General features: G+C 57.5%; 24 protein-coding genes. 13 read left to right on the top strand and 11 right to left on the bottom strand.

All coding sequences use genetic code 11. The annotated features are described in order from the left end of the window. Window positions 1-222: 222 nt before the first annotated feature. The 13 genes from cpaB (at window position 223) to pdeM (ending at window position 14831) form a co-directional block, all read left to right on the top strand. Entirely contained in the window at window positions 223-1101 is an 879-nt protein-coding gene (gene cpaB / locus ACR0NZ_RS10830) for a Flp pilus assembly protein CpaB (RefSeq protein ID WP_480518850.1), read from the top strand. Between the two features lie 193 nt (window positions 1102-1294). Continuing rightward, on the top strand, window positions 1295-2701 hold the full coding sequence (locus tag ACR0NZ_RS10825; RefSeq protein WP_480518848.1) for a type II and III secretion system protein family protein: 1407 nt from the start codon (window positions 1295-1297) through the stop codon (window positions 2699-2701). A 17-nt stretch (window positions 2702-2718) separates the two neighbouring features. Then, window positions 2719-3351: an OmpA family protein gene (locus ACR0NZ_RS10820; RefSeq protein WP_480518846.1), complete on the top strand. Its 633-nt coding sequence runs from the start codon at window positions 2719-2721 to the stop codon at window positions 3349-3351. 199 nt (window positions 3352-3550) lie between these two features. Then, complete coding sequence (locus ACR0NZ_RS10815) at window positions 3551-4786, top strand: CpaE/TadZ family protein (protein WP_480518844.1); 1236 nt, start codon at window positions 3551-3553, stop codon at window positions 4784-4786. A 23-nt stretch (window positions 4787-4809) separates the two neighbouring features. Next, complete coding sequence (locus tag ACR0NZ_RS10810; protein WP_480473713.1) at window positions 4810-6255, top strand: TadA family conjugal transfer-associated ATPase; 1446 nt, start codon at window positions 4810-4812, stop codon at window positions 6253-6255. Between the two features lie 11 nt (window positions 6256-6266). Then, a complete protein-coding gene (locus tag ACR0NZ_RS10805) occupies window positions 6267-7235 on the top strand; it encodes a type II secretion system F family protein (protein ID WP_480518841.1) in 969 nt (322 codons plus the stop codon). Between the two features lie 10 nt (window positions 7236-7245). Further along, window positions 7246-8226, top strand: coding sequence for a type II secretion system F family protein (locus ACR0NZ_RS10800; RefSeq protein WP_480518839.1), 981 nt, complete (start codon window positions 7246-7248; stop codon window positions 8224-8226). 9 nt (window positions 8227-8235) lie between these two features. Continuing rightward, window positions 8236-8820, top strand: coding sequence for a tetratricopeptide repeat protein (locus tag ACR0NZ_RS10795; protein WP_480473716.1), 585 nt, complete (start codon window positions 8236-8238; stop codon window positions 8818-8820). A 30-nt stretch (window positions 8821-8850) separates the two neighbouring features. Beyond that, entirely contained in the window at window positions 8851-9702 is an 852-nt protein-coding gene (locus tag ACR0NZ_RS10790) for a tetratricopeptide repeat protein (RefSeq protein WP_480518837.1), read from the top strand. Window positions 9703-9705: 3 nt separating this feature from the next. After that, the gene (locus tag ACR0NZ_RS10785; protein WP_480518835.1) at window positions 9706-10251 is read left to right on the top strand and encodes a prepilin peptidase; all 546 of its coding nucleotides are present in this window, start codon (window positions 9706-9708) and stop codon (window positions 10249-10251) included. A 117-nt stretch (window positions 10252-10368) separates the two neighbouring features. Then, window positions 10369-11676 carry an ATPase gene (locus ACR0NZ_RS10780; protein ID WP_480473719.1) on the top strand — a complete coding sequence of 436 codons (1308 nt, stop codon included), beginning with the start codon at window positions 10369-10371 and terminating at the stop codon, window positions 11674-11676. 40 nt (window positions 11677-11716) lie between these two features. Further along, a complete protein-coding gene (locus ACR0NZ_RS10775; protein ID WP_480518833.1) occupies window positions 11717-14128 on the top strand; it encodes a ligase-associated DNA damage response DEXH box helicase in 2412 nt (803 codons plus the stop codon). A gap of 40 nt (window positions 14129-14168) precedes the next feature. Beyond that, complete coding sequence (pdeM, locus tag ACR0NZ_RS10770; RefSeq protein WP_480518830.1) at window positions 14169-14831, top strand: ligase-associated DNA damage response endonuclease PdeM; 663 nt, start codon at window positions 14169-14171, stop codon at window positions 14829-14831. Window positions 14832-14833: 2 nt separating this feature from the next. On the opposite strand, the gene ACR0NZ_RS10765 is transcribed toward pdeM, so the two are convergent. The 11 genes from ACR0NZ_RS10765 to ACR0NZ_RS10715 form a co-directional block, all read right to left on the bottom strand. Continuing rightward, on the bottom strand, window positions 14834-15385 hold the full coding sequence (locus ACR0NZ_RS10765) for a LytTR family DNA-binding domain-containing protein (RefSeq protein ID WP_480518828.1): 552 nt from the start codon (window positions 15383-15385) through the stop codon (window positions 14834-14836). Window positions 15386-15810: 425 nt separating this feature from the next. Continuing rightward, entirely contained in the window at window positions 15811-16701 is an 891-nt protein-coding gene (folD, locus tag ACR0NZ_RS10760; protein ID WP_480518826.1) for a bifunctional methylenetetrahydrofolate dehydrogenase/methenyltetrahydrofolate cyclohydrolase FolD, read from the bottom strand. A 51-nt stretch (window positions 16702-16752) separates the two neighbouring features. After that, window positions 16753-17058, bottom strand: coding sequence for a chorismate mutase (locus tag ACR0NZ_RS10755; RefSeq protein WP_480496684.1), 306 nt, complete (start codon window positions 17056-17058; stop codon window positions 16753-16755). Window positions 17059-17113: 55 nt separating this feature from the next. Continuing rightward, window positions 17114-18790 (bottom strand): formate--tetrahydrofolate ligase, encoded by a 1677-nt coding sequence (locus tag ACR0NZ_RS10750; protein WP_480518824.1) that lies wholly within the window; start codon window positions 18788-18790, stop codon window positions 17114-17116. 144 nt (window positions 18791-18934) lie between these two features. Then, window positions 18935-19531 carry an MOSC domain-containing protein gene (locus ACR0NZ_RS10745; RefSeq protein WP_480518999.1) on the bottom strand — a complete coding sequence of 199 codons (597 nt, stop codon included), beginning with the start codon at window positions 19529-19531 and terminating at the stop codon, window positions 18935-18937. A 99-nt stretch (window positions 19532-19630) separates the two neighbouring features. Next, entirely contained in the window at window positions 19631-21547 is a 1917-nt protein-coding gene (ftsH, locus tag ACR0NZ_RS10740; protein ID WP_480518822.1) for an ATP-dependent zinc metalloprotease FtsH, read from the bottom strand. A gap of 75 nt (window positions 21548-21622) precedes the next feature. Then, on the bottom strand, window positions 21623-22882 hold the full coding sequence (gene tilS, locus ACR0NZ_RS10735) for a tRNA lysidine(34) synthetase TilS (RefSeq protein ID WP_480518820.1): 1260 nt from the start codon (window positions 22880-22882) through the stop codon (window positions 21623-21625). After that, window positions 22873-23697 carry a tol-pal system protein YbgF gene (gene ybgF, locus ACR0NZ_RS10730; RefSeq protein ID WP_480476809.1) on the bottom strand — a complete coding sequence of 275 codons (825 nt, stop codon included), beginning with the start codon at window positions 23695-23697 and terminating at the stop codon, window positions 22873-22875. Before ybgF ends, tilS begins: the two co-directional genes overlap by 10 nt. A gap of 4 nt (window positions 23698-23701) precedes the next feature. Continuing rightward, window positions 23702-24208, bottom strand: coding sequence for a peptidoglycan-associated lipoprotein Pal (gene pal, locus ACR0NZ_RS10725; RefSeq protein ID WP_480518818.1), 507 nt, complete (start codon window positions 24206-24208; stop codon window positions 23702-23704). Between the two features lie 72 nt (window positions 24209-24280). Continuing rightward, window positions 24281-25600 carry a Tol-Pal system beta propeller repeat protein TolB gene (tolB, locus tag ACR0NZ_RS10720; protein WP_480473729.1) on the bottom strand — a complete coding sequence of 440 codons (1320 nt, stop codon included), beginning with the start codon at window positions 25598-25600 and terminating at the stop codon, window positions 24281-24283. Beyond that, window positions 25597-26700 (bottom strand): energy transducer TonB, encoded by a 1104-nt coding sequence (locus ACR0NZ_RS10715; protein WP_480518816.1) that lies wholly within the window; start codon window positions 26698-26700, stop codon window positions 25597-25599. Before ACR0NZ_RS10715 ends, tolB begins: the two co-directional genes overlap by 4 nt. Between the last annotated feature and the right edge of the window lie 7 nt (window positions 26701-26707).

Raw genomic sequence — 26707 nt, 5'->3', positions numbered from 1 at the left:
GCGACCTTTTGGGGCGCGGCGTTTGTTTCGTTGTTCTTCGTCTGGCCTGCCGCAAGGAAATGACAGCAGTCGTTTTGCGGAATTGTGCGAAAGCTGACGCAGAATCTAACAAGCAGACATTTTTGTCCCACATTTCGACACAATTTACATTTAACACTTGGGCTGTTTCAAAGTGGCCCTTTGGCCGCTTAGTATCCGGCTAAATAAGAAAGAGGTGCATGTATGCGAGCGGTATTCGGACTTGTCCTGATTGTCGGCGTTGCTCTGGCTGGGGGCGCCGTTTACATGGCGCGCAACTATATTGCGGCTTATCAAAGCGAATTGGCGCGGCAGAAACAAGCGGCAGAAGAAGCGCTGGCCAATGCCAAAGTCGATGTCATTCCAACGGTAACCGTTTACGTTTCAAATCGTGCGCTGAAATACGGTGAACGCCTGACGCAGGAGGACATTCGCGCCGTAGACTGGCCGGAAAACGCGATTCCCGCAGGTACATTCTCTGATCTCGCTGTGCTCTTTCCCGAAAGAGGCGCCAATGAGCGTTATGTTCTGAGGACCATGGAAAAGGATGAGGCGATCATGGAGGTCAAGATCACACAGCCTGGCGAATCGGCCGGTTTGACCTCTCGTCTTGAAAGAGGTATGCGCGCCTTTGCGATTAGCGTTGACGTGGCCTCTGGTGTTTCAGGATTCCTGCGCCCCGGCGATAATGTCGACATCTACTGGACCGGATCGAGCGGAACGGTAGAAGGGAATTCTGGCGGCATCACCAAACTGATCGAAACCAACGTTCAGCTGATCGCCGTCGACCAGACCGCTGGTTCGGACGTCGCAAGCGCAACGATTGCACGCACAGTCACGGTCGCAGCCACGCCGGAACAGGTCGCAGCACTCGCGCAGGCCCAGAACACCGGGCGGCTGTCACTGGCCCTTGTTGGGGTACAGGATGACTCTGTTGCGTCGGCAATCGAGGTGGATCAGCGCAAACTGCTTGGAATAACGGCAGCCGCTCCGGAACCGAAGGAAGAGGTTGAACAGGTCTGCACGACGCGCATCCGACGCGGTGGCGAGATTGTCAACGTGCCTATCCCCTGTACAAATTGACGCCAATTCAGAGTGTTACAAGATCGGAGCCGCATCTCAGATGCGGCTCTTTTCTTGTTGTTGTTGCCAATTCTCCACATAAGGAAAATTCCAGAAACCATTGATTATTGCAATAAATTCGGATTTCGCGCAGTCTCTTAGCACATAGGGCATAAGACCCAAAAAACGAGGCGTGATCGGAGAGGCAGGTCACATGACAATACGTTCCTGGATCAGCGCAACCCTGCTGGGGTTGTCGCTTGTTATGGGCCCGGTCGGCGATGCCGCCTGGGCTGAATCCCTTCGCGTGGTAAAAAAGGGCACAGTGGAAACGCTGGACGTTCCGATGAACCGCGCGATTGTTGTGGAAAGCGAACAACCGTTTGCAGAGCTCAGCATTGCCAACGCAGGCATTGCGGATATCTCTTCGCTTTCGGATCGCACAATCTATGTTTTGGGTAAGGCCCCTGGCCTGACCACGCTGACACTGTTTGATGGCGCAGGAAATCTGCTTGCCAACGTACGTGTCCGGGTCTCGCCCGATGTAACCGAATTTAAAGAGCGTCTGCGTCAGATCCTGCCAAGCGAGCAGATTGAAGTGCGCACCGCCAATGATGGCATCGTTCTGTCCGGCACGGTTTCAAGCGCCGCCAAACTGGCCCGCGCACTTGAATTGGCTGAACGCTACGCGCCCGAACGTGTATCGAACCTGATGTCTGTAGGTGGCGTGCAGCAAGTGATGTTGAAAGTACGCTTTGCCGAGATGAATCGTACTGTTGCCAAAAACCTGACAGCGTCGCTTGGTTTCGGCGGCAGTGACGTTACCGGCGGTTTCAACACACTCAACAACCAGCTTTCGCTGAACAACGCTATCGCGAACAACATCCCAAACGTTCAAACAAATACAGGCGCGATTCTGTTTGGGTTTGGCGCGGGCTCGACGCAGGTTCGCTTGTTGCTGGAAGCGCTTGAAAGCAAGGGTTTGGCCCGCAGCCTGGCCGAACCAAATTTGTCTGCCCTGTCTGGGCAAGAAGCAACATTCCTGGCCGGCGGCGAAGTTCCGATTCCTGTACCACAGGATGATGGCGTCGTAGCTATTGAATATAAGGCTTTCGGGGTCGAGATGGACTTCATCCCACGTGTTGTGGATGGTAACCTGATCAACCTTGAAATGGGAACTGCCGTTTCCAGCATCGATCAAAGCTCGGACTTTACGATCAACGGCGATTCTGTTCCCAGCTTCATTACCCGTCGTGCGACGACCACGATTGAACTGCGCGATGGGGAAAGCTTTGCCATTGCGGGTCTGATTCAGGATGATTTTTCTGATCTCAGCAATCAGGTTCCGTGGCTGGGAGATGTACCGGTGCTGGGCGCATTGTTTCGCAGCGCGAACTATCAACGCGCTCAAAGCGAACTTGTGATAATCATCACGGCGCATCTTGTAACGCCGACACGCGGCGAGGCGCTAGCCCTTCCCACCGATCGTGTCAAACCGCCCAGCGAATTTGACCTGTTCGTGAATGGTCGGGTTGCTCGTACACAGCGTCCCGGAGCCGGCGGAGCATCCGAAGTTGCCAAACAGGACTTCGGCAGCTCGTACGGCTACGTCCTAGATTGATCAGGAGGATAGGACCAATGCAGAAGTGGATCATCACACTGGGTCTTACGGTCGCCGTTGCCGCATGTACGCGCGAGGCCGGATACGAGATCGATGCCGGAACCTTCGGAAACGCGACATTGAACAATATACAGGTTCAAAACGGCGAGTTGACATATGCTCAGATTCTCGGTCGCAGATTTGCCGCAGATGTGCCCAGTCAAGTGAACTTTGCCTTCAACAGTTCGCAACTGGATGCATCAGCTCAACGCATTCTGCTGCAGCAAGCTGACTGGATCAAACAGTTCCCCGAAGCCAGGTTCCGGGTTTACGGACATACGGATGCCGTAGGCTCAACAAGCTACAACAAGAGTCTTGGGATGCGCCGCGCACAAGCGGTAGTCGCATTCCTTGAACGGCAAGGAATCTCGCGTTCACGTCTTGAAGCCGTTGTATCCTTTGGAAAAACGCAGCCGTTGATCGCAACACCGAATCGGGACCGCCGCAACCGCCGGACTGTAACGGAAGTTTCTGGCTTTGTTGACCGTCACCCGCAACTGCTGGACGGCAAATACGCCAACGTCATTTATCGCGAATACGTTGAAAGCGCGACGTGGAAGAGCACGATTGAACAGGTGACCGCGACAGACGCATCTGATGCGGGTGAATAATATACGCGAAATGGGCGACATCGTCGCCCATTTCCCTACAATTGGTTCTTTTGCGCCCAATTCTTGCCCAACTTCAGAGCAACTTTGTGAACAATAGGGTGACCTGCGGCCAAATTTGACCGTATTGGGGCGACAGCACATCAATCTGGCGGAATTCGTTCATATGACATGCTGAGCCCTCACGACGAGGATAGTGTTTATGACCAGCGCAACGCCGCAAGACGAGACTTCTGCAATCCTGGCCTGCACCATAAGCCGGGATGTCCAGAATTTTGATCTTCTGATTGAAGACATGGAAACCATTCTGGGCGAGCGCTGGGGCGACTTGGGTTTTGCCGAAGCGCTGGCCTTTTTCAGCCAGCCAGAAGCCGAAGCGCTTGAATTCGTTGCATTGGCAATCGACGGGGAAGATGAAGACAACCTGTCATTGATGGGTGAAATCATCACGCGGGCCAAGGAAAAGAAAATCAAGGTCGTCCTGATCGCCGAGGACGTCACACCTGCTTCGCTCCACCAACTGCTGCGCAAGGGCGCGGACGAGTTTGTCCCCTACCCGCTTCCGGAAGGTGAATTGCAGGAAGCGGTAGAACGCATGAAGCAGCCCGATCCGGTTGTCATGGCACAAGCCGCAGCTGTTCCATTGGCAAATGGCGAATCAAAGGAAGGCGCTTTGTTCGTCGTTCAGGGACTTGCCGGTGGCGTGGGCTCCACGACTTTGGCGGTGAACCTGGCCTGGGAGCTGGCCTGTGCATCGGACAAGGATGCCCCGTCCGTCTGTCTGATCGATCTGGATCTGCAATACGGCACGGTTTCAACCTATCTGGACCTGGCGCGTCGCGAGACGGTGTTTGAAATGCTGTCCGACACGGATTCGATGGACAGCGAGGTTTTCTCGCAAGCCCTTCAAACATATGAAGAAAAACTGCAAGTTCTGACCGCGCCATCCGACATGGTGCCATTGGACCTGATTACGCCCGAAGACATCCAGCGCGTGATTGACATGGCCCGCACGCATTTCGACTATGTGGTTGTGGATATGCCCAAGACGCTGGTCTTGTGGTCGGAAACGGTCTTGCAGGCGGCACATGTGTATTTTGCAATGATCGAACTCGACATGCGGTCCGCTCAGAATGCCCTGCGCCTCAAGCGCGCGTTGCAGGCCGAAGAACTGCCCTTCAACAAGCTGCGCTTTGCGCTGAACCGAGCCCCAAAATTCACCGACCTGAACGGAAAAAGCCGCGTGAAACGCATGGGGGAAAGCCTTGGCATCTCAATTGACCTGCTGCTGCCTGATGGGGGCAAACCTGTCATGCAAAGTGGCGACCATGGTTTGCCGCTGGCCAATTCAGCCGCCAAGAACCCGCTTCGCCGGGAAATCGCGAAGCTGGCCAAATCACTTCACAGCCTTGGCAGCAGCAGCGCTGAAGCTGCGTAACATCATCCCAAGGGGGGATCGCCGTGTTCTCAAGATATAAAAAACAGCCAGCAGCGCAGCCCGTCAAAGCGGCAGCGCAGCCGGTCGAAACGGCGGCACCCGCCGCACAAGCTGCCCCCAGCCCCGCAGCAACGGCCGTCGTACGTAAACCTCAGAAAAAAACGGCTGAGGTTGCCGGGGCCGATCGTGATCGAAAACGCAAGGAACGGCTGAGTGAGATCAAGATCGAACTGCATCGCGAGTTGCTGGAGAACCTGAACCTAGCGGCTCTGGAGACCGCAGCCGAAGCGGAGCTACGAGCCGAAATCAGCGCAATCGCCAGCGAAGTTCTGGAAACCAGGAACATCGTTCTGAATCGCGATGACCGATCGCAGTTGAACAAAGAACTGTACGACGAAGTAACGGGTCTTGGTCCGCTTGAGACGCTGCTGCAGGACGATACGGTCAACGATATTCTGGTCAACGGACCGCATCAGATATTCGTGGAACGTGCCGGTAAGCTGGAAATCAGCGACATCACGTTCAAGGATGAAAAGCACCTGATGCGGATCATCGACAAGATCGTGTCTGCGGTGGGCCGTCGTGTTGATGAATCCAACCCTTATGTTGACGCCCGACTGGCCGATGGATCGCGATTCAACGCCATGGTGCCCCCTATCGCGGTAGATGGGTCTCTGGTTTCGATTCGTAAGTTCAAAAAAGACAAGCTGGGTATTGATGATCTAGTCAGTTTCGGTGCGTTCACCGAGGAAATGGCTGCCTATTTGCAGGCTGCCGTATCAACCCGTCTTAATATCATCGTGTCGGGCGGTACCGGTTCCGGTAAAACGACCACACTCAACGCTCTGTCCAGCTTTATCGACGATGCCGAACGCATCCTGACCATCGAGGATACGGCGGAACTTCAGCTGCAACAAACCCATGTGGGCCGGATGGAAAGCCGACCGCCTAACGTGGAAGGCAAAGGTGAGGTCAGCCCGCGCGACTGTCTGAAAAACGCCCTGCGTATGCGACCTGACCGCATCATCGTCGGCGAGACACGCGGCGCCGAGGTGATCGACATGTTGCAGGCCATGAACACTGGCCACGACGGTTCGATGACCACGATCCACGCGAACTCGGCCCGTGACGGGATTTCACGTTTGGAAAACATGATCGCGATGGCCGGCATCGAAATGCCCATTAAGGCCGTCCGCAGCCAGATCGCAAGCGCTGTGAACCTAATCGTTCAGGCCAGCCGATTGCAGGATGGTTCGCGCCGGATGACCTCGATCACCGAGATTACCGGTATGGAAGGTGACGTGATTTCGATGCAGGAAATCTTTCGTTTTCAACGTGTTGGCCTGACACCTGACAACAAGATCATCGGTCACTTTACGGCAACTGGGGTGCGCAGCCACTATTCGGAACGCTTCCGTCTGTGGGGTTTTGATCTGCCCGCATCCATCTACGACCCAACCACAATGTAGGAGAACCGGGTATGCAATTGCCTATGGAGGCGATCATCTATGTCGCCATCTTTGTGGGGGTTCTTGCCCTGGTCGAGGGCATCTATCTGGTTGCGTTCGGCAAATCCATCAGTCTGAACAGCCGGGTCAACCGGCGTCTGGACATGCTGGAAAAGGGTGCCGGGCGCGAACAGGTTCTGGAGCAGCTGCGCAAGGAAATGCAGCAGCACATGAAATCACAGAGCATCCCTCTGTATTCGCTGCTTGCTGACAAGGCTCAAAAAGCCGCCATTGCGTTTTCTCCCCGTCAACTGATCATGATCATGGCGCTGGTCTCGGCCATGGCGTTTGTGGGTCTGAGCATCGGTACCGCGACAGACACAGCGCTGCGCGCCGCGATTTCAATCGCCATCGGTATTGGCGGCGTTTACGCGTGGGTGAACCACAAGGCCAAGAAACGTATGGGAATGATCGAAGAGCAGCTGCCTGACGCGGTTGAGCTGATGGTGCGTTCGCTGCGTGTGGGTAATCCTTTCGTTTCGACAATTCAGGTTGTTTCGAACGAAGTTCAGGATCCGCTGGGAACCGAGTTTGGTGTTATCGCGGATGAATGCGCCTATGGTCGCGATGTGGGCGAGGCGCTGAAGGATATGGCTGAACGTCTGGATATGCAGGATTTGCGGTTCCTCGCGGTTGCTGTGGGTATTCAGCAGCAGTCCGGTGGTAACCTGGCCGAAATTCTGGCTGGATTGGCACAGGTGATCCGTGCGCGGTTCCGCCTGTTCCGGCGTGTCAAGGCAATCACGGCCGAAGCACAATGGTCAGGCAAGTTCCTGTCTGGCTTCCCAATTGCGTGTCTGATTTTCATCCTGGTCAAGGACCCAGGGTATTATGACGAAGTGTTGGACCACCCCTGGTTCATCCCTGCGTGTTTCGTTGTCGGCATTTTGCTGACACTGAACCTGATCGTCATGAAGATCATCACCAACATCAAGGTCTGAGGGCAGCACAATGGAATTTCTGACCAACATCAATGATCTGCTGACTCAACACCTGGGTGAGTTCGGCCCCCTTATCGTGGTGGGTGTACTTGGCCTGATCATGGTTCTTGTCGCTGTCTCACTGATCATGAGCCAGCCGGAAGATCCTCTGAAAAAACTTCAGCGGTCGAATGCGGCCCCGCGGGCAACGAAAAAAAACAAGAAAGAGCAACTGCGAAACTCCAGTCGAAATGAACAGCTTGAGAAATTCGCGACTTTTCTGGAGCCGAAAAACGAAGAAGAGTATTCGGCGGTTGAGCTGAAGCTGCGTCAGGCGGGATATCGGTCAAAAGATGCGGTCCGGTTCTTTCACTTTGCGCAGTTTTCGCTAGGTATCATTGGTATCGTTGTCGGTGTTCTGCTGATTACGGTCCTTTCAAACGGTCAGGAATTCACCGGTCAGCAAATGATGATCCGGGTGTTCGTGCCAGCCGCAATTGGTTATTTCGCCCCGAAATACTGGATCACACGCCGGGTCGAAGCACGCAAAGAGGCAATTACAGCAGGCTTTCCCGATACGCTTGACCTGATGCTGGTCTGCGTTGAGGCCGGACAGTCACTGGACCAGGCCATCGTTCGTGTGTCCGGTGAAATGAAATCCTCCTACCCCGATATCGCTCAGGAATTCGAAACCGTCGCACACGAGATGAAAGCCGGTAAGGACAAAGACACTGTATTGCGCGACTTCGGAGTGCGCTGCGGCGTACAGGACGTAAACTCATTCGTCACCGTGATGATCCAGTCGGCAACTTTCGGTACATCCATTGCCGAAGCATTGCGGGTTTACGCCTCTGAGATGCGTGACAAACGCGTGATGCGCGCCGAGGAGGCTGCGAACAAGTTGCCTACGAAGATGACTCTTGTCACAATGATGCTGACAGTTCCGCCACTGCTGATCATTCTGGTCGGCCCGTCGGCGAATGTCATTTCAACTTTCGGGCGCGCAGGATGATAAAACCCTATGAAAGCTGAATTCTGGTGCTTCCCGTCCGGGTTTCGCCGAATACTTAAGGCCACCGTGGTTTGCACCATGGTGGCTTCTTGCACAGAAGGCCTGTCGCCGAACGGCCTGGATGCGCCGGGAGTTGATCCCAGGGGACAAGCAGAAGACAATATCGAGGTCGGAAACCGGCTGATGGCTGCCGGTGAATACGAACTGGCGCTTGATACTTTTACCCGCGCCGCGCTGGACCAGGGTATGACGACACAGGTCTTGACCTCTCTGGGTACGGCCAATCTTGGGTTGCGGCGTTTAGGGCAGGCCGAGAAATTGCTGCGCCGTGCCGTGGAAGGCGATCCGGATTGGCCTGTTGCATGGAATAATCTGGGCGTTCTGCTGATGGAGAAACAGGAGTACCCCGAAGCGGCGCAGGTCTTTCAACGGGCTTACGCGCTGGACAATGGCGAAAGTGACGCAATCCGCGACAATCTGCGCTTAGCACTCGCAAAAATGGAAAATCCTGTTAATAATATCCCGCAAGAACAACAAGAATATACACTGGAGCAGCTTGGCGACGGGCAATTCGCGCTACGCAAAATCCAGTAATCGAGGCAAGAGCAGTAAAGGACGCAAAAAATGCGCCAGCAATTCTTGATTCCGGCTGTTGTTTTCAGCAGTCTGATCCTTTCGGCCTGTGCAAAGGAATCCGAAGAGGAAAAAGTGGAACGGACGTTTCAGGAAGTGAACGTTATTGACGAAACCAACCTGAACGATGTGTTGTTGAGTGCCGCCGACCCGAATGAGGCAGTGACCTATTTTCACGGTGCCACACTCAAGAACCCTGATCGCATCGATCTTCAGCGCGGGTTGGCAATATCCCTGGGACGCGCAAAACGCACCACCGAAGCGGCAGCAGCGTGGAAGCGCGTGACGACAATGAAGGGTACGAACGCCGCAGACAAGGTCGAGTACGCCGATGCGCTGGTGCGAAATGGCGACTGGTCTCAGGCCAAAACCGTTCTGGATACGGTTCCCCCAACGTTCGAAACCTTTAAACGCTATCGCCTTGAGGCGGTGGTCGCGGATTCCCGGAAAGAGTGGAAGCGGGCTGATCATTTCTATGAAACGGCCGTTGGGCTGACCACCCGCCCGGGCAGCGTAATGAACAATTGGGGGTATTCGAAACTGACCCGTGGCCAGTATGCCGAGGCCGAACGCCTGTTCACCGACGCAGTCCGCCAGGACAGCTCTTTGTTCACTGCCAAGAATAATCTGGTGCTGGCCCGGTCAGCGCAGGGCAACTATAGCCTTCCAGTGGTGCCGATGACCCAGGTTGAACGGGCGCTACTGCTGAATACGATGGGTATTTCCGCGGTCAAGCAGGGCGATGTAGAAACCGCGAAAAACCTGTTCCGCGAGGCCATTGCCACCCATCCGCAGCATTTCGATGAAGCGGTCCGCTCGCTTCGTGCGCTTGAAGAGGCCTGACACATGCAAATCCCCGCTGCGGCGGCGGCATGGTTCCTGCCCTTCGTGCTGCCGATCTGCTTTTACGTGGCCTTCACGGATATGCGTGAGATGCGGATCAAAAACCATGCAGTTGTTGCGCTGGCGTTGATTTTTGTCGTGGTCGGGCTGATTGCCATCCCGCCCTGGTCCACCGGCGCGGTCAGCGGTCATCTGTTGCTGATCAATGTGTCGATGCCGATCTATTTCTGGCACCTTCTGCATATCCCCGTGGTGTTGATTTTCGGCATTCTTCTGAACGCGTCAGGGGCAATGGGCGCGGGCGACGCTAAGTTTCTTGCCGCGTCCGCGCCATTTGTCTGGCTTGGCGATCTAAAGCTGGTGCTGCTTATTCTGACCGCCTGTATTCTGGCCGCCGTGGTCACGCATCGTTTGGCTAAAATCACAAGGTTGCGCACCATTGCGCCACATTGGGAAAGCTGGGATCGGGGCAAACAGTTCCCCATGGGGTTCGCACTGGGTGGCTCGCTGGCCATGTATCTGATTCTGGGTACTGTTCTCGGTTCGTAAACTATCATCAGCGCGCCTTGCCGCTGCCTTTGTCCCGCCACAAAGCTGGGTCATTTTTCCTTCAAGTCGCCCTTATTCGGGCAGTTGGCGTTACAATTTGACGAACGAGCACCGCGCATGAATATGCAGACTTCCTCTGTTATGGCCCCCCCTACCCCGAAGGGGTTAAGCGAAATGAAGCTTCCGCTGGTGATGATGCGGGATATCTTGCTTAAGACCATATTCCGCAAGAACACCAGCACCGTGTCAGAAGTTTCTGCGGCCATATGTCTGCCTGGCGCTGTGACCCAGGAACTGATCGACATCGCACGCGAGCAGAAGCTGCTTGAGGCAATGGGGACGCTGAACGCCAACAGCGGCAACGAGATGGGATATCAGCTGACTGATGCCGGCAAGGCCCGCGCTCTGGATGCCCTCAGCCAGTCCGAGTATTTCGGTGCGATGCCCGTTCCGCTGGATGTCTATCGCGAGCAAGTCAAACGTCAATCGATCCGCAACATTCAGGTCACGCGCGACCAGTTGACCAACGCCATGGGCCATCTGGTTCTGCCCGACAGCCTGCTGGATCATCTAGGCCCGGCAGTCAGCGCAGGCCGGTCGATCCTGATGTATGGTCCGCCGGGCAACGGTAAATCGTCCATCTCGAACGGCATTCGCGATGCGCTGGGGGACAATGTCTATGTGCCCTACGCCATCGAATATGCGGGGCAGGTGATCACGGTCTACGACCCGATCGTGCACACCGCGATCGAGCAGGAAGCCGACGACCCGAACAGCCTGCGCCGCCGCAAACGGTTCGACTCACGCTATGTACAGTGTGAACGCCCGACCGTTGTCACCGGCGGTGAACTGTCGCTTAGTATGCTGGACCTGGTTTATAACCCTACCGCGCGAACCTATCAGGCACCGCTGCAGCTGAAATCCACGGGCGGCATCTTTATCGTGGACGACCTTGGCCGTCAGGCCGAACCACCGCAGGCGCTGGTCAACCGCTGGATTGTTCCACTGGAAGAGAACAAGGATATCCTGGGCCTGCAATCGGGTGAGAAATTCGAAGTTCCGTTTGATACGCTGGTCATCTTCTCGACCAACTTCCACCCGAACGAGATATTTGACCAGGCGGCCCTGCGCCGGATCTTCTTCAAGATCAAGATCGACGGCCCGAATCAGGAAAACTTCCTGAAGATTTTCGCCATGGTTGCGCGCAAACGCGGGATGCCGCTGGATGAGGCGGCGCTGGTGCACCTGCTGAAGGTCAAATACCCGACCATCAACAACATCTACGCCAACTATCAACCGATCTTTCTTATCGACCAGATGATCTCGATCTGCGAGTTCGAAGGCATCCCCTATCAGATGAGCCCCGAACTGATTGACCGGGCCTGGGCCAACATGTTCGTCAAAGACGAGAAAATCGTCAAATAACGCCGTGCCATTACCACTCTGGGGCGGGTAGTCTGCGTTCATGACGCAGATTCCCGCACGGATTGCCGCGTGGTTTTCCACCAAAGGCTGGTCCATCCACCCGCATCAGCAAGAGATGTTCAACCGCGCATTCAGCCCGGCGACACTGCTGATTGCGCCCACCGGTGGCGGCAAAACCATGGCCGGGTTTCTGCCGTCGCTGGCTGAACTTGCGTATGCTGGCCACAATGGATTGCACACGATCTATGTCTCGCCGCTCAAGGCGCTGGCCGCCGACATCAAACGCAATCTGCGCACCCCGGTGGATGAGATCGGCCTGCCTGTCAGGATCGAGGATCGAACCGGTGACACCTCAGCCACGCAGAAGAAACGCCAAAGGGCTGATCCACCGCATATCCTGTTGACCACGCCGGAAAGTCTGGCGTTGCTGACCTCGTACGAGGATGCCCCGCGTATGTTTGAAGGTGTGCAGCGGATCATCGTCGATGAAATCCACGCACTGGCTGAAAGCAAGCGCGGGGATCAGCTGATGCTGGCGCTGGCACGTCTGCAACGCCTCAATCCCGATCTGCGCCGCGTCGGGTTGTCGGCGACGGTGGAAGATCCTGTTGCGATTGCCCGCTTTCTGGCTTGCCACCCTGACCCCTGCCAGATTGTACAGGCCGACCCCGGCCCGGACCCGGATATCCGAATGCTGGAAACGTCGCAAATGCCGCCCTGGTCTGGCGGTGGCGCGGCTTATGCTATTCCAGCCGTGCTGGAGCAGATCAAGCAGCACAAGACCACATTGATCTTTCACAATACGCGCGCACAGGCCGAGATATTCTTTCACAACCTGTGGCTGGCCAATGATGACGGTCTGCCCATCGGCATCCATCACGGCAGTCTGGACCGGCAGCAGCGCGAGCGGGTCGAGGCGGCGATGGTCCGAGGTGACTTGCGCGCCATCGTCTGCACCGGTTCGCTGGATCTGGGCATCGACTGGGGGGATGTCGATCTGGTGATCCAGATCGGCGCGCCCAAGAATGTCAAACGGCTGGTGCAAAGGATAGGACGGGCCAACCACCGCTATAACGTACCTTCCAAAGCCCTTTTGGTACCTGCCAATCGCTTCGAAGTGGTCGAATGCGTCGCCGCGCTAGAGGCCGCCAAAGCCCATGAGCTGGATGGGGAACCCCGCGGCCGTGGCCCGCGCGATGTTTTGTGCCAGCATATCCTGATTGCCGCTTGCGCCGGACCGGTCAACGCCGATGATCTTTATGCCGAGATGACATCCGCCGGGCCTTACGCTCAATTGACGCGGGCCGAGTTTGACGCCTGCCTGAATTTCTGTGCTACCGGCGGCTATGCTCTGCAAGCCTATGATCGCTGGCAAAGGCTGCAACACGGCGCCGACGGGCAATGGCAACTGCGCGACCCGCGCGCCGCATCGCGAATTCGTATGAATCTGGGCACGATTCAGGACACGGATACGCTCAAGGTTCGTCTGAAACGCAACCGGGGCGGCAAGCCACTGGGAGAAGTAGAAGAAGCATTCGCTGCCTCGCTGACGCCCGGCGACACCTTCCTGATCGGTGGGCAAATCGTGCGGTATGAGGGACTGCGCGAGATGGTGGTCGAAGTCACACGGCGCGCAGACCGAAAGCCAAAGATTGCGACCTTTTCGGGCACGAAATTCGCAACCTCCACGCAGCTCAGCGACCGCATCCTGAACATGTTTGCCCAACAGGGCTGGCCACAGCTTCCCCCTCATACGGCTGAATGGTTGGATTTGCAGCGCCAGATGTCCCGCCTGCCCCAGCGTGACCGGCTGCTCATCGAGAGCTTTCCCAGCGACGGGCGTGAACATCTTTGCGTTTACGGCTTTGCCGGACGAAATGCACAACAGACTTTGGGCCTGTTGCTGACAAAACGGATGGAGGAGACCGGACTGGCCCCGCTGGGTTTTGTCGCCACGGACTATGCCACACTGATCTGGGGTCTGGACGCGGTTACCGATCCCCGCCCGTTGCTTCAACCCGATGCACTGCGCGACGGGCTTGACACCTGGCTGGCAGGTAACGCCGTTATGAAGCGCACGTTTCGTGCTTCGGCCACCATTGCCGGTCTGATCGAACGCAACATGGCAGGGCAGCGCAAAAGCGGGCGGCAGGCTACGTTTTCGTCCGATATCCTGTATGACACCTTGCTGAAATACGATCCCGATCACCTATTGATGCAGATCACCCGCGAAGAAGCCATGCGTGGGCTTGTCGATTTCGGTCGGATCGAAACAATGCTGGCCCGAATTGGCGACAGGATTGATCTGGTGCGGCTGGAGCGTGTTTCACCCCTGTCAGCGCCACTGTTTCTGGAGGTTGGCAAAGTGCCGGTGAAAGGCAGTGCCGAAGAAAGGCTTCTGGCGGAAGAAAGCGCGCGGCTGCTGCAAGCGGCGGGGTTGGAACAGCTTTGATCTGCTTGCGCCGGGCCCTGAAACAGGCCAAGAACGTATCATGAACGAACTTGAGTTTCCCTTTGCGGGTCAGCGCCTGTGTGCTTTGCCGTCCGGTGCGCTTTGGTGGCCAGACGAAAGCTTGCTGTGCGTGTCGGACTTGCATCTGGGTAAATCCGAGCGCGTCGCGCGGCGTGGTGGGCCTTCACTTCCGCCTTATGACAGCCGTGAAACGCTGGACCGCCTGAAAGATGACCTGGGACAAACGAACGCCAAAACCATTGTATGTCTGGGCGACAGCTTCGATGATCTTGAGGCTGCCCGGGCGCTGCCAAAATCAGAAATGCTAAGGATCGCGACCTTACAGTCCGGACGTCAGTGGATCTGGATTGAGGGGAACCACGATCCCGGTCCTATTGAGCTGGGTGGAACCCATCTGTTCGAATGGCACCGTGGCCCGCTTGTTTTCCGTCATATCGCGCAGGATCCCGCGCGAGGCGAAGTTTCTGGCCATTACCATCCAAAAGTCCGGATCAGGGTCAAGGGGCGTCATATTTCACGCCCCGCTTTTCTGCTGAATGATCATCGCATGATACTTCCGGCCTATGGCGCTTTTACCGGGGGGCTTCGCAGCTCTGATCAAGTGCTGTCGGCACTGATGGGATCGCAGGCGATAGCGATCCTCACAGGTCCGCGTCCATACATGTTGCCAATGCCGCAATAGGTTCAGATCAGGCCGGCCATTTCCAGCATCGGTTTGTATTTCCGGCTGACCGGAACCAGATCACCATTGATCAATTTCAGAAAGGTTTTACTGCCTTCCCTTTCGACACTTACAATGGATGCGTCGGTGACCCAATGCGAACGGTGCGAGCAATGACCCGGGACAGGCTCCATCTCGGCAATCGCATCTGTGAAACGCGACCGGAGCGTGAAGGTGCCTTCTGAGGTGACAACATCCACGTTGTGATCCCGAACGGTCAAGCGATAGATCTGCCCGTTGAATCTGGGTGGCAAGCGTTTGACAAGTCGTGGTTTTTCAAGATCAGATTCAGTAATTGCCGCGGCATTCAGATCGTTGCGCTGTACAAGCATCAAGCCTGTCGCGAACAAAGCGCCATAAACCACAACCCTCTCGGCGTCCGGCGCCATGTATCCACCACAGGTGAAAAGAACCCAGGCCAACATCCAAAGTGAAGGCGTGAACAATGCCAAGGTCAAAGAAACAAATGCCAGATCCCTCGCCGGAACATTCAGGAAAACGGAGTTCTTCCGCATCAGCTTTCTGGCAAGCCCAGTCACCGTCAAAGCAAGGACCATCACTCCGGCCCAGAATACAAGCCGCAGTCCAAATGACAGGTCAGAATCAAGGAAGGGTGGAAACGCATATGCAAGTAAAGGAAGAAAGACCAAACCCGCCACCACACGCTGCGGTGAAAATGCCTTCAGGATTATACTTATTTTAGACGTCATACCGCTTTTGTGCATGAATTAGCATAGCTCACCCCGAATGTGTCAAACACAATAGTGCCTTCACCTGTAACCAGCTGGGATTACAGGGATATCACGATTTGTTCGGCTGTCAAACCCATTCAGGGTGCTTTGCCCATGCAGTCAGGGGGCGGTCAGGGGGCGATTTGGCTGGAGCTTTGCCTGCCAAAAAAGGGGGCCGGTCCGAAGGGTCCGATCCGGCCCCGCGTATATCACGCGGTCAGGCCTTCTGGTTCGGGGAGTTTGTTTGCGCGGCAGCAGGCGGTGAGGGTGTTGGCCAGCAGGCAGGCGATGGTCATGGGGCCGACCCCTCCAGGGACGGGGGTGATGGCGCCGGCGCGTTCGGCGGCGCTGGTATAGTCGACATCGCCGACCAGCTTGGTCTTGCCATCGCGTTCGATGCGGTTGATGCCCACGTCGATCACGGTGGCGCCTTCCTTGATCCAGTCGCCGGGCACCATCTCGGGGCGGCCGACAGCGGCCACGACGATATCGGCGCGGCGCACCACATCCGGCAGGTCCCTGGTGCGCGAATGCGCGATGGTCACGGTGCAGCTGTCCCCCAGCAGCAGCTGCGCCATCGGCTTGCCCACGATGTTCGAGCGACCGATGACAACTGCATCCATGCCCGACAGCGACCCGTGGTGATCGCGCAGCATCATCAGGCAACCCAGCGGGGTGCAGGGCACCATCGATTTCTGACCGGTGCCCAGCAGGCCCACATTCGAAATGTGGAACCCATCCACATCCTTGGCCGGATCGATCGAGTTGATCACCAGATCCTCGTTCAGGTGTTTTGGCAGCGGCAGCTGTACCAGAATGCCATGCACCGCCGGATCAGTGTTCAGTTTGTCGATCAGCGCCAGCAGCTCCGCCTCGGAGGTCTCCACATCCAGCTTGTGCTCGTAGCTGTTCATGCCGACCTCGACGGTCATCTTGCCTTTCGAGCGGACATAGACCTGGCTGGCCGGATCCTCGCCCACCAGAACCACGGCCAGGCCGGGGGTGATGCCGTTTTCCTCTTTCAGCTTTGCAACCTGATCGGCCACCTGCGCGCGCACTTTGGCGGCAAAGGCCTTCCCGTCGATAACCTGCGCTACCATCCTTTGGTCCCTTCTTTCAAAACCCAAACGGGCGCAGAACGCGCCCGGTCTTTACTCGGGGCCGAGCACACGTTCCTCACGTGCAATCGACCAGTCAATCAGAATGCGCCAGAGCGTTTCGGACAAATCGGGGTCCATCCCCGCCGCCTGCGAACTGGCGCGCACCTTTTGCACCACATCCTCGACCCGGTCCGGGATGCGGGCGGGCAGGCCCTCGCCCGGCTTCAGCTCAGACGCGCGGTCGATATAGCTTGCGCGCCTCACCAGCATCCCGATCAGCTGGTGGTCAAGCCTGTCGATCTGAACCCGCAGATCCCGCATCGAATGGCAGTCCTGCGGCGGTGTCAGAGTGGGCATCATCGTCTCCTCATGGCCCGGGGGTTCCGGACCATGAAATGTCTTATTCAGCGACTTAGAACAAGCCCTCGATCTCACCTGCGTCATTGAGGCAGATGGTTTCCGCGGCCGGTTTGCGGGGCAGGCCCGGCATGGTCATGATCTCACCGCAGACAACCACGACAAAGCCCGCACCCGCGCTCAGGCGGACCTCACGCACCGGGACCGAATGGCCGGTGGGCGCGCCCCGCAGGGTCGGGTCGGTCGAGAAGCTGTACTGGGTTTTCGCCATGCAGACCGGCAGGTTGCCATACCCCGCTGCTTCCCATTCTTTCAGCTGCGTGCGGATCTTGTTGTCGGCCAGAACCTCGTCGGCGCGGTAGATGCGCTTGGCGATGGTTTCGATCTTCTCAAACAGCGGCATTTCGTCGGGGTAGATCGGCGCGAAGTTCGCAGAGCCCCCTTCGACGATCTCCACAACTTTGCGGGCCAGATCAGCAGACCCTTCCGAGCCCAGTTCCCAGTGGCGCGACAGAATCGCCTCGACCCCGTGAGAGGCGCAATAATCCTTCACCGCCTGAACCTCGGCATCGGTGTCGGTGACAAAGTGGTTGATGGCGACAACAACCGGAACACCGAACGACTTCACGTTCTCGATGTGACGGCCCAGGTTGGCGCAGCCCGCCTTGACCGCGGCGACGTTTTCCGCGCCCAGATCGGCTTTGGCGACGCCGCCATTCATCTTCATCGCGCGCACGGTGGCAACCAGAACCACGGCAGAGGGCGCAATGCCCGCCTTGCGGCACTTGATGTTCATGAACTTCTCGGCACCCAGATCGGCGCCAAAGCCCGCCTCGGTCACCACATAGTCAGCCACTTTCAGCGCGGTCTTTGTGGCAATGACCGAGTTGCAGCCATGCGCAATGTTGGCAAACGGGCCACCGTGGACAAAGGCCGGGTTGTTTTCCAGCGTCTGCACCAGGTTCGGCTGCATTGCGTCTTTCAGCAGAACGGTCATCGCGCCTTCGGCCTTGATGTCGCGGCAATAGACCGGCGTCTTGTCGCGGCGATAAGCCACGATGATATCACCCAGACGCTTTTCCAGATCCTTCAGGTCGTTTGACAGGCACAGGATCGCCATAACCTCGGACGCCACTGTGATGTCAAAACCTGTTTCGCGCGGGAACCCGTTCGACACGCCGCCCAGGCTGGCAGTGATCTGGCGCAGGGCGCGGTCGTTCATGTCGACCACACGACGCCATGCGACCCGGCGAGTGTCGATCTCGCATTCATTGCCCCAGTAGATGTGGTTGTCGATCATCGCCGACAGCAGCGAATGGGCCGAGGTGATCGCGTGGAAATCGCCGGTGAAGTGCAGGTTCATCTCTTCCATCGGAACAACCTGCGCATAGCCGCCCCCCGCAGCGCCGCCCTTCATGCCGAAGTTCGGACCCAGCGAGGCCTCGCGGATACAGATCATCGCATTCTTGCCGATCCGGTTCAGACCGTCACCCAGACCAACCGTTGTGGTCGTCTTGCCCTCACCCGCAGGCGTCGGGTTGATCGCCGTCACCAGCACCAGCTTGCCGTCTTCACGACCCTGAACCGAGTTGATGAACTCCTGGCTCACCTTCGCCTTGTCATGCCCATACGGCAACAGATCATCACTGGATATTCCAAGCTTCGCGCCGATCTCCTGGATCGGCTTCTTATTCGCTTCACGCGCAATTTCGATGTCGGATTTATAGCTCATTGGCCGGGGTCCTTGATTGAATACCGTGCAAAACCGACGTCAAACGTCGGCGCTACGCATTCCATACCCTTGTGTACAATCTGATTAGCCATGGATTCCGACATTCTGGCGTCGCGAAGCGTCGTCAGGTCACTTCATCGGTAACTAATCGGAAACCTGCATATTTTCGGGGCTCCAGGCAGGCTGGTCCGGAACAAAGAGCTTGAGGTGATCGCCCAGTTGAATGCGCCCGGGACGTTCAATCCATCCCGTGACACCCCGGCGCCCGACGGCAGCGGGTTTGAACCCTGCACCATACCCCTGATGAACTGCTTCGATTTCGCGACCGGGCAATACGCAGGGTGCGTTTTCCATATCCACAGTGATCGTCAGCCCGTTGACCGCCTGAAGGCGCGAGGACGGCGGAATGTGCGAGAAATCCGGAACACCTTTCAGCACTATGGATACGCCCAGATAAGACGGGTCAAGCTGGTCCAGCCCCATGTTCTGCGCGATCTGCTGCAACTCTTCCAAGGACAGCACCGAAAGTTGACGAACATTGCGGATTTCAGTGCCCTTGGGATAGAGGTTCGAGACCCGAACACAGGACGCACGGTTCAGACCTTCGTGCCGTTCGCCTTTCGCGCCCTCAAACCCAAGATCCAGCAACTCCACGGGCTTGGCACGAAGCGATCCGCCGGCAGGAACAAGGCCCAGCCAAACGACTTCGGCTGCAAATTCGGTTTCCCGCAAAAACGGCATACGCGCTTCCCTACCCATTGGTGTCTGCCAGCGCATAATGCCCAGTAACGCTCTGATGGAAAGAGAAAAAACCCGGGTCAGAGCCCGGGTTCTTGCTGGTTATGCTGTCGGTTCAGGTTCCATCCCGCCCTCAGGCGGTGATTTCTTGGCCTTGGTCTTGGGGATGGCTGTCACGCTGGGCGCACTGCCCTCGTCCGACTTGTCGTTCCGGTCATCGCTGTCGCCGGGCGATTCCCCGTTCATGACGCGTTTGATTTCGTCACCGGTCAGCGTTTCGTATTCCAGCAAACCTTGGGCCAGACGTTCCCATTTTTCGTTATGATCGGTCAGAATCTTGTGCGCCTGTTCATAGCCTTGCTGGATCAGGCGCTTTACCTCTTCTTCAATCAGTTCCTTGGTATGAGCCGATACCGAGAACCCGGCAGTATTGCCCTGGTATCCCTCATGGGCCTCGGCATAGTCGATATTGCCGACCTTGTCCGACATTCCCCAGCGCATCACCATGGCACGTGCCAATTGGCTGGCCTGCATGATGTCCCCGGCAGGCCCGTTCGACACGTGATCTTCGCCATACTTGATGACCTCGGCCGCCTTACCTGCCATGGTCATCGCCAGCTTTTGTTCGCACTCATCCCGGTGATAGTTCAGGCGATCCATTTCCGGCAGCGAAACGACCATACCCAGCGCGCCGCCGCGCGGTATGATGGTCGCCTTGTAGACCGGATCGCACATGGGCAGAGACAGACCAACAACAGCATGACCCGCTTCGTGATAGGCTGTTTTTTCCTTCTGATCCTGAGTCAGCACCATCGAGCGGCGCTCGGCCCCCATCATCACCTTGTCCTTGGCGTTTTCAAAATCTTCCATGGTGACAAAGCGACGGCCCACGCGCGCCGCCATCAACGCGGCCTCGTTCACGAGGTTGGCCAGATCCGCACCCGAGAAGCCCGGCGTACCGCGCGCGATGATGCGCAGATCAACATCGGGACCCAGCGGTGTCTTGCGTGCGTGAACGCCCAGAATTTTCTCGCGGCCCTTGATGTCCGGGTTGCCGACTGTGACCTGACGGTCGAACCGGCCCGGTCGCAGCAGCGCAGGGTCCAGAACGTCCTTGCGGTTGGTGGCTGCCAGAATGATCACACCTTCGTTGGCCTCAAACCCGTCCATTTCGACCAGCAACTGGTTGAGCGTTTGTTCACGCTCGTCATTGCCGCCGCCATACCCGGCGCCGCGATGACGACCCACAGCGTCAATCTCATCGATAAACACGATACAGGGCGCATTCTTTTTCGCTTGCTCGAACATGTCGCGCACGCGAGACGCACCCACACCAACGAACATTTCGACAAAATCCGAACCCGAGATGGTGAAGAACGGCACGCCCGCCTCACCCGCAATGGCACGGGCCAGCAGCGTCTTACCGGTACCCGGAGGGCCAACCAGCAGCGCGCCCTTGGGGATCTTGCCACCAAGGCGGCTGAACTTCTGCGGGTTTCGCAGGAACTCGACAATCTCTTCCAGCTCTTCCTTGGCTTCGTCGATACCGGCAACATCATCAAAGGTCACGCGGCCATGCTTTTCAGTCAGCATCTTGGCCTTGGACTTGCCAAAGCCCATCGCGCCACCTTTGCCGCCGCCCTGCATCCGGTTCATGAAATAGACCCAGACACCAATCAGCAGCAGGAAAGGCAGCAGCGTGATCAGGAACGATTGAAACCCTGATTGCTGCTGTTTTACGGCCTGGACTGGTATGTTTTCCTCGATCAGAAGCTTGGTCACTTCGGCGTCGCCGGGTTTGATCGTGACATAGCTGGCACCGCTTTGCAGGGTATAGCGAATCTGCTCACCATCCAGGGTCACATTCTTGACTTCACCGCTTTGGACGGCACCGACAAAGTCGGAATAGGTTTTCTCGTTGCTCTGAAGCGTTCCGCCCGGTCCACTGAACAGATTGAACAGTGCAAGGATGAGCAGGAACAAAACGACCCAAAACGCGATATTGCGAGCGTTGCCCAAGGAAATTCTCCTAAAAGTTCCGGCAGGTGAGACGCTGCCAAGTTACCTCTTAAAATAGAGAGGATTGTCGTATGTTCAATGCGATAAAAAAGATGTGTGGAACTCGGGCCAATCTGACGCAAGACTGGCATGCCAACCATTCGCGAGACCCGCAAGCGGGGCGGCCAGCACCCTATCCGCATTCCAAACCGCAGGCGTCGCTGTCAAAGCTATCCTGGGACGCCCGGTTGCCCGCCACTCGGGCACCTGTTGCAACCCCTCACCCCCCAAAGCACGGATTTCTGCGCCCATTGTTGCCGGTCCGCTCAGCCGCCATTTGCCATCCCACACAGCACCGGGTGCAGCCAACTGAGATTTCACGGCATTAAATTCCCTGCAAATCCAAACACTCCCGCCGTGTGGAACAATAAGACAACCGCCCACTGACGCCGATTGCCCATTCGCAACTGCATCCATCGCCCGATCCACTGCCGCCTGACGCGGGGGATAACCCGACCCGGCAACCCACGAGAGGATTCCCAGCAGGACACGGCGCCGAATCTCAAGGGGCAACGCGGCAAATCCGGCCCGGTTCACCCTCACGTCACTTTGATCCACTTGCGCCACGGACCGTGCGGATTCTTGCGCACAGATGCCAAGTGCCGTGTGTGCCTGCGCCAGATTGTCAGCCACGCGGGACAATGAAAGCGCATCAATTCCCAAAGGTTCTAGACCACCCAAAGCTTCGCGCGCCTTGATCCGATCGAAACGGGCATCCTGATTCGAAGGGTCGTCCACCCAGGCCACGCCAGCCTCAGTCAGATAGGTGCGCAGCTGTTCACGGGTGATCCCCAGCATTGGGCGCAGTATCGTAAGCCCCCGCTGTTCCCGAATAGCCGCCATTCCGGACAGGCCCGTGACCCCGGATGATCGGCCCAACCGCATCAGCAGTGTTTCCGCCTGATCATCTGCGGTGTGGCCCAGCGCAATGGTATCGATTCCGCGGCCCTTTGCCCATTCGGATAACAAATCATACCGCGCCTGACGTGCGCGGTCCTGCAAGTTGCCGGTACCGTCCCATCCCGACCAACGCAGCGTGTCGTGAGGCATCCCCAACGCAGCTGCCTGCCGGGATACCGTTTCGGCCTCGCGCGCGGACTCGGGGCGCAACCCGTGGTCGACCGTGGCAACGAATAGGGTGATAGCCTCATCCTGCGACACCTGATGCAAAAGGTGCATCAAGGCGACAGAATCGCCGCCTCCCGAAACTGCAATACCCAACTTGCGCGGAAGTGTTTCGGGTAGCCGGGCGCGAAGGTCTGCAAGTAGTTTGCCGGAGTGATGGTTCAAGTACATCCCAACGCGGTCATCTCCTGCGTGGCGTTCGAAAACTCTGGCGCAGAAGGAAAGCGTACTCCGACCTCATTAAGAGTGATGCAGGCCTGATCAGTCTGTCCCAAACGGCCAAGCGCCGCACCCAGTTCGTACAACGCCTCGGGTGCAAATGCGCCCTCGGAATCACCCGTGAAGCTCGCCAGGAATGCTCGGGCTGCTTCGCGCGTGTCGCCAATCCCTTCAAGGGCATGACCGCGTTTCAGGTTGGCTTCGGGCGCCAGCGGACTGCCGGGATAGCTTGTTTCAAACTGCGCAAACAACGTGGCAGCAGTCTGGAAATCGCCATCGGCCAACGCTTGCGAGGCTGCATCAAAATCAGCACGTTCACCTATGGCCAGTTCACCATGATCGGTCGCCGTTGGCGTTTCGATACTTGTTGGCCCGGTGATCACAGCGGCCGTGTCACCACCCAATGTCGAGGTCTCACCCAATGTCGTCAAATCGCCGCCTTCCAGTTCGACCAGCCGGAACTCAAGGTCACCGATTCGGTTGGTGCCGTCAGTGACAATGTTCTGCACCCGCTGGTTCAACTGCTCGGTCTGGCGGGTCAGGCGCTGCAATTCCGCTTCGATCGCGACAACGCGTTCTTGGACCGAACTGCCGGACAGGTTCGGTGCAGGTGAACCCGTGGTAGAAAACTCGCGTTTCAAACGCTGAATTTCCACATGTAGCACCGTTAGTTCCTGACGGATATCTGCAAGAGTTTGCTGATCCTGTGCCTGTGCAACACCAGCCGTCGCCACAACCGCCGCCAAAACCCATCCTGCAATGCGCATCATCTTACCCCAGAGTTGACCCGGTCAGAACCGTTACCGCACGGCGGTTCTTGGAATAACATTCCTCGGTGCTGCAAATCTCGATCGGGCGTTCCTTGCCATAGCTCACGGTATTTAGGCGGCTGCCCGCAACTCCGCGTGAAATCAAGTATTCTCGTGCTTCATTAGCGCGTTTGGCACCCAAACCAAGGTTGTATTCCCGTGTGCCCTGCTCATCCGCGTGGCCTTCAATCGTTGCGACAAAATCCGGATTGGCCAGCAACCAGTCTGCCTGCCCTTGCAGCACTGTTTGCGCCTCGGGCGACAAGGTCGACTGGTCAACGGCAAACAGGACACGGTCCCCGACCGTTTGCTGGAAATACGCCGGCGAGCGCGGATCACTCGGTGATCCGGGGACAATGGATCCAATGCCCCCGCTACCACCGCCGCCCAAGGCCGAGGGGTCATTACTTGTGCAGGCGGCGATCACACTCAGCGCGCCCAGCGCCAGAACTTTGCTCAATACGTTCATTTCAGGTGCCTCGTGTTATGTTTATTGCCGCCTGTCTACCACAGGGACGATTTGTTGTGAACTTTGCTGCGATCAATTCTGCAATGGCCCCCAGGACGGATCGCTCCCCCCGTCCGGTGTACGTACCGGCCGCAGGTTCCTGCCCGAGATGTCCACCGAGTAAAGCGATGCCCTACCGCTGGCCCCCTGCGTTTCGCGGGTGAACATGATGACCCGGCCATTGGGCGACCAGGTGGGGCCTTCATCCAGGAAAGACGCTGTCAGCAAACGTTCTTCTGATCCGTCGATGCGCATCACGCCGATATGGAACCGGCCCTGGTTCTGTTTGGTAAAGGCAATCAGGTCGCCTCGCGGCGACCAGACCGGCGTACCATAGCGACCCGCGCCAAAGCTGATCCGCGTGGCTTCGCCCCCGTTTGCTGCCATTACGTACAATTGCGGCGTGCCGGAGCGGTCGCTTTCAAAGACAATCCGGCCACCATCCGGCGAATAGCTGGGAGCCGTTTCAATTGCGGGCGTGTTGGTCAGGCGCGTACTTTGCCCCGAGGTGATATCCATTTTCCACAGGTCGGTATTGCCGCCCTGAATCAGCGAATAGACAATCGACCGGCCATCCGGCGAGAACCGTGGCGAAAAGCTCATGGTCCCGTCCTGCGTCTTCAGTTCCCGTGGTTTCGGGCGCCCGACTTCAGTCACGTAAATGCGCGGGCTGCCGCTTTCATAACTGGTATAAAGCAGCCGGTCACCGGTGGGTGAGAACCGGGGCGCCAGAACGATGGCGGCGCTGTCAGTCATGTACTGCACATTCGCGCCATCGTAATCCATGATCGCCAAACGCTTCAGGCGCTGGTCCTTAGGACCGCTTTCCGAAACAAAGGCAACGCGGCTGTCAAAATAACCGCCTTCACCTGTGATCCGGCTATAGACCTGATCGGCCACCTTATGCGCCATGCGCCGCCACCCGTCGGTGGTACCTGCCAGTTGAAGGCCATTGCCCAGTTCCTGGCCCGAAAACACATCCCACACCCGGAACCGGACCGTCAGTTTCTGACCGGACACATTGACAGCGCCCGTGATCAGGGCGTCAGCGTTGATCGCCTTCCAATCCGCAAACTGAACCGGAGCTTCGAAGCTACTGACCCGGCTGATGAACGCATCCGAGGATATCTCGCGGAACAACCCGGTCCCGGTCAGGTCAGCCGCCACCACGCGCGAGATATCTTGCGCGAACTGAGCTGCGGCCGGGCCGTCCGGCACAAAATTCGGAACGGCAAAGGGCAAGGGTTCGATAATCCCCTCATCCAGTTCCAGACGCAAAGGCCCGCTCTGTGCATAAACCGGCGCAGACATCAGTGTCAGGCCGACAAAGAGGCTGGTCAGAAGCTTCATCATTTGATCCGCATCCTCTCGGGGTTAAATGTAATCTCAACATCCTGCCAATGTTCGTATTTGTCAGCAGGCAAATCATATCCTTTGGCCCCGCAGCGCAAAATAGCACGTCGCGCAGCCTCGTAGGCCTGTTTAACGGCTCCCGCCGAGCCGCCAGAGCTGTCCAGCATCCGAACGCTGCCGCCGACGACCGTACCATCACGGTTCAACGAAAACGCGACAACAACCACAGTGTTCAGCGCATCTGTGGACAAGGAACCCACATTCCAACATCCAGAGACGGCCAGTCGCATCGCGTCTTTCTCTCCGCTGGTCAGCGGTGGACCAGAAGGTTCGAACCCGCTGCCCAAGGCTTCGGCCAGGGCGTCGTTGATTGCCGTTTCATCGGTTTGTTTCTCAGGTTCCGGGGTCGCCTCAGGCGTTTTGGCCACAGCGGGTTCGGATGGCGGGCTTGGCCGGTTTGGACGCACGCGCGGTCGCGGAGATGTCAGGGGCGACTGTTCCTTGGTTTCCTCGGCCTCGGTCACAATCTCCGGGGCTGCCTCTTGCGGCGCGGTCTGATCCTGCTGTTCCTGCTGAACTTCTGCGCCTTCATCCAGGGATACCGGCGGCGTTTCAAAATCATCAGGTTTTGCCTCGGGCGGTGGCGGAGCTATTGCCTCGGGCGCGACGCGATCCGAGGGGCGCGGCTGTGCCTCCGGACCAGGCGGCGCAGGCTGTGCAACAGGCTCGACCTGAGGTTCCGTCAGAACCGGAGGCTCGTCAGGAACCTCGGGTTCTGGCGGCGCTTCCACGATGACGGGCTCTGGCTCTGGTTCTGGTTCAGCCGGTGCAACAGGTTCAGGGCGCGGCTGTTCGTCAATCACGGATTCCGGCGGTTTGGTCACAGCCTCCGGTTGGGGCGGTTGTTGCAACGCGGTCGGCACTTCGGGGACTTCCGGCGCATCCCGCTGGGCAGTCATCGCCGCGAATTGTTCAGCCGTGATCACTGAGACGTCCTGCACAGCCATCGGCAACGGTTCGGACCTGAAGGTGCCGCCGAACATCGCCCATCCGATCAGGCTGACATGCGCAATCGCTGAAATCTTGGTGCCGGTATCCACCGTGCGA

The sequence above is a fragment of the Ruegeria sp. AE3 genome (assembly GCF_056542225.1).
This window is presented reverse-complemented; position numbering and strand designations above follow the sequence as displayed.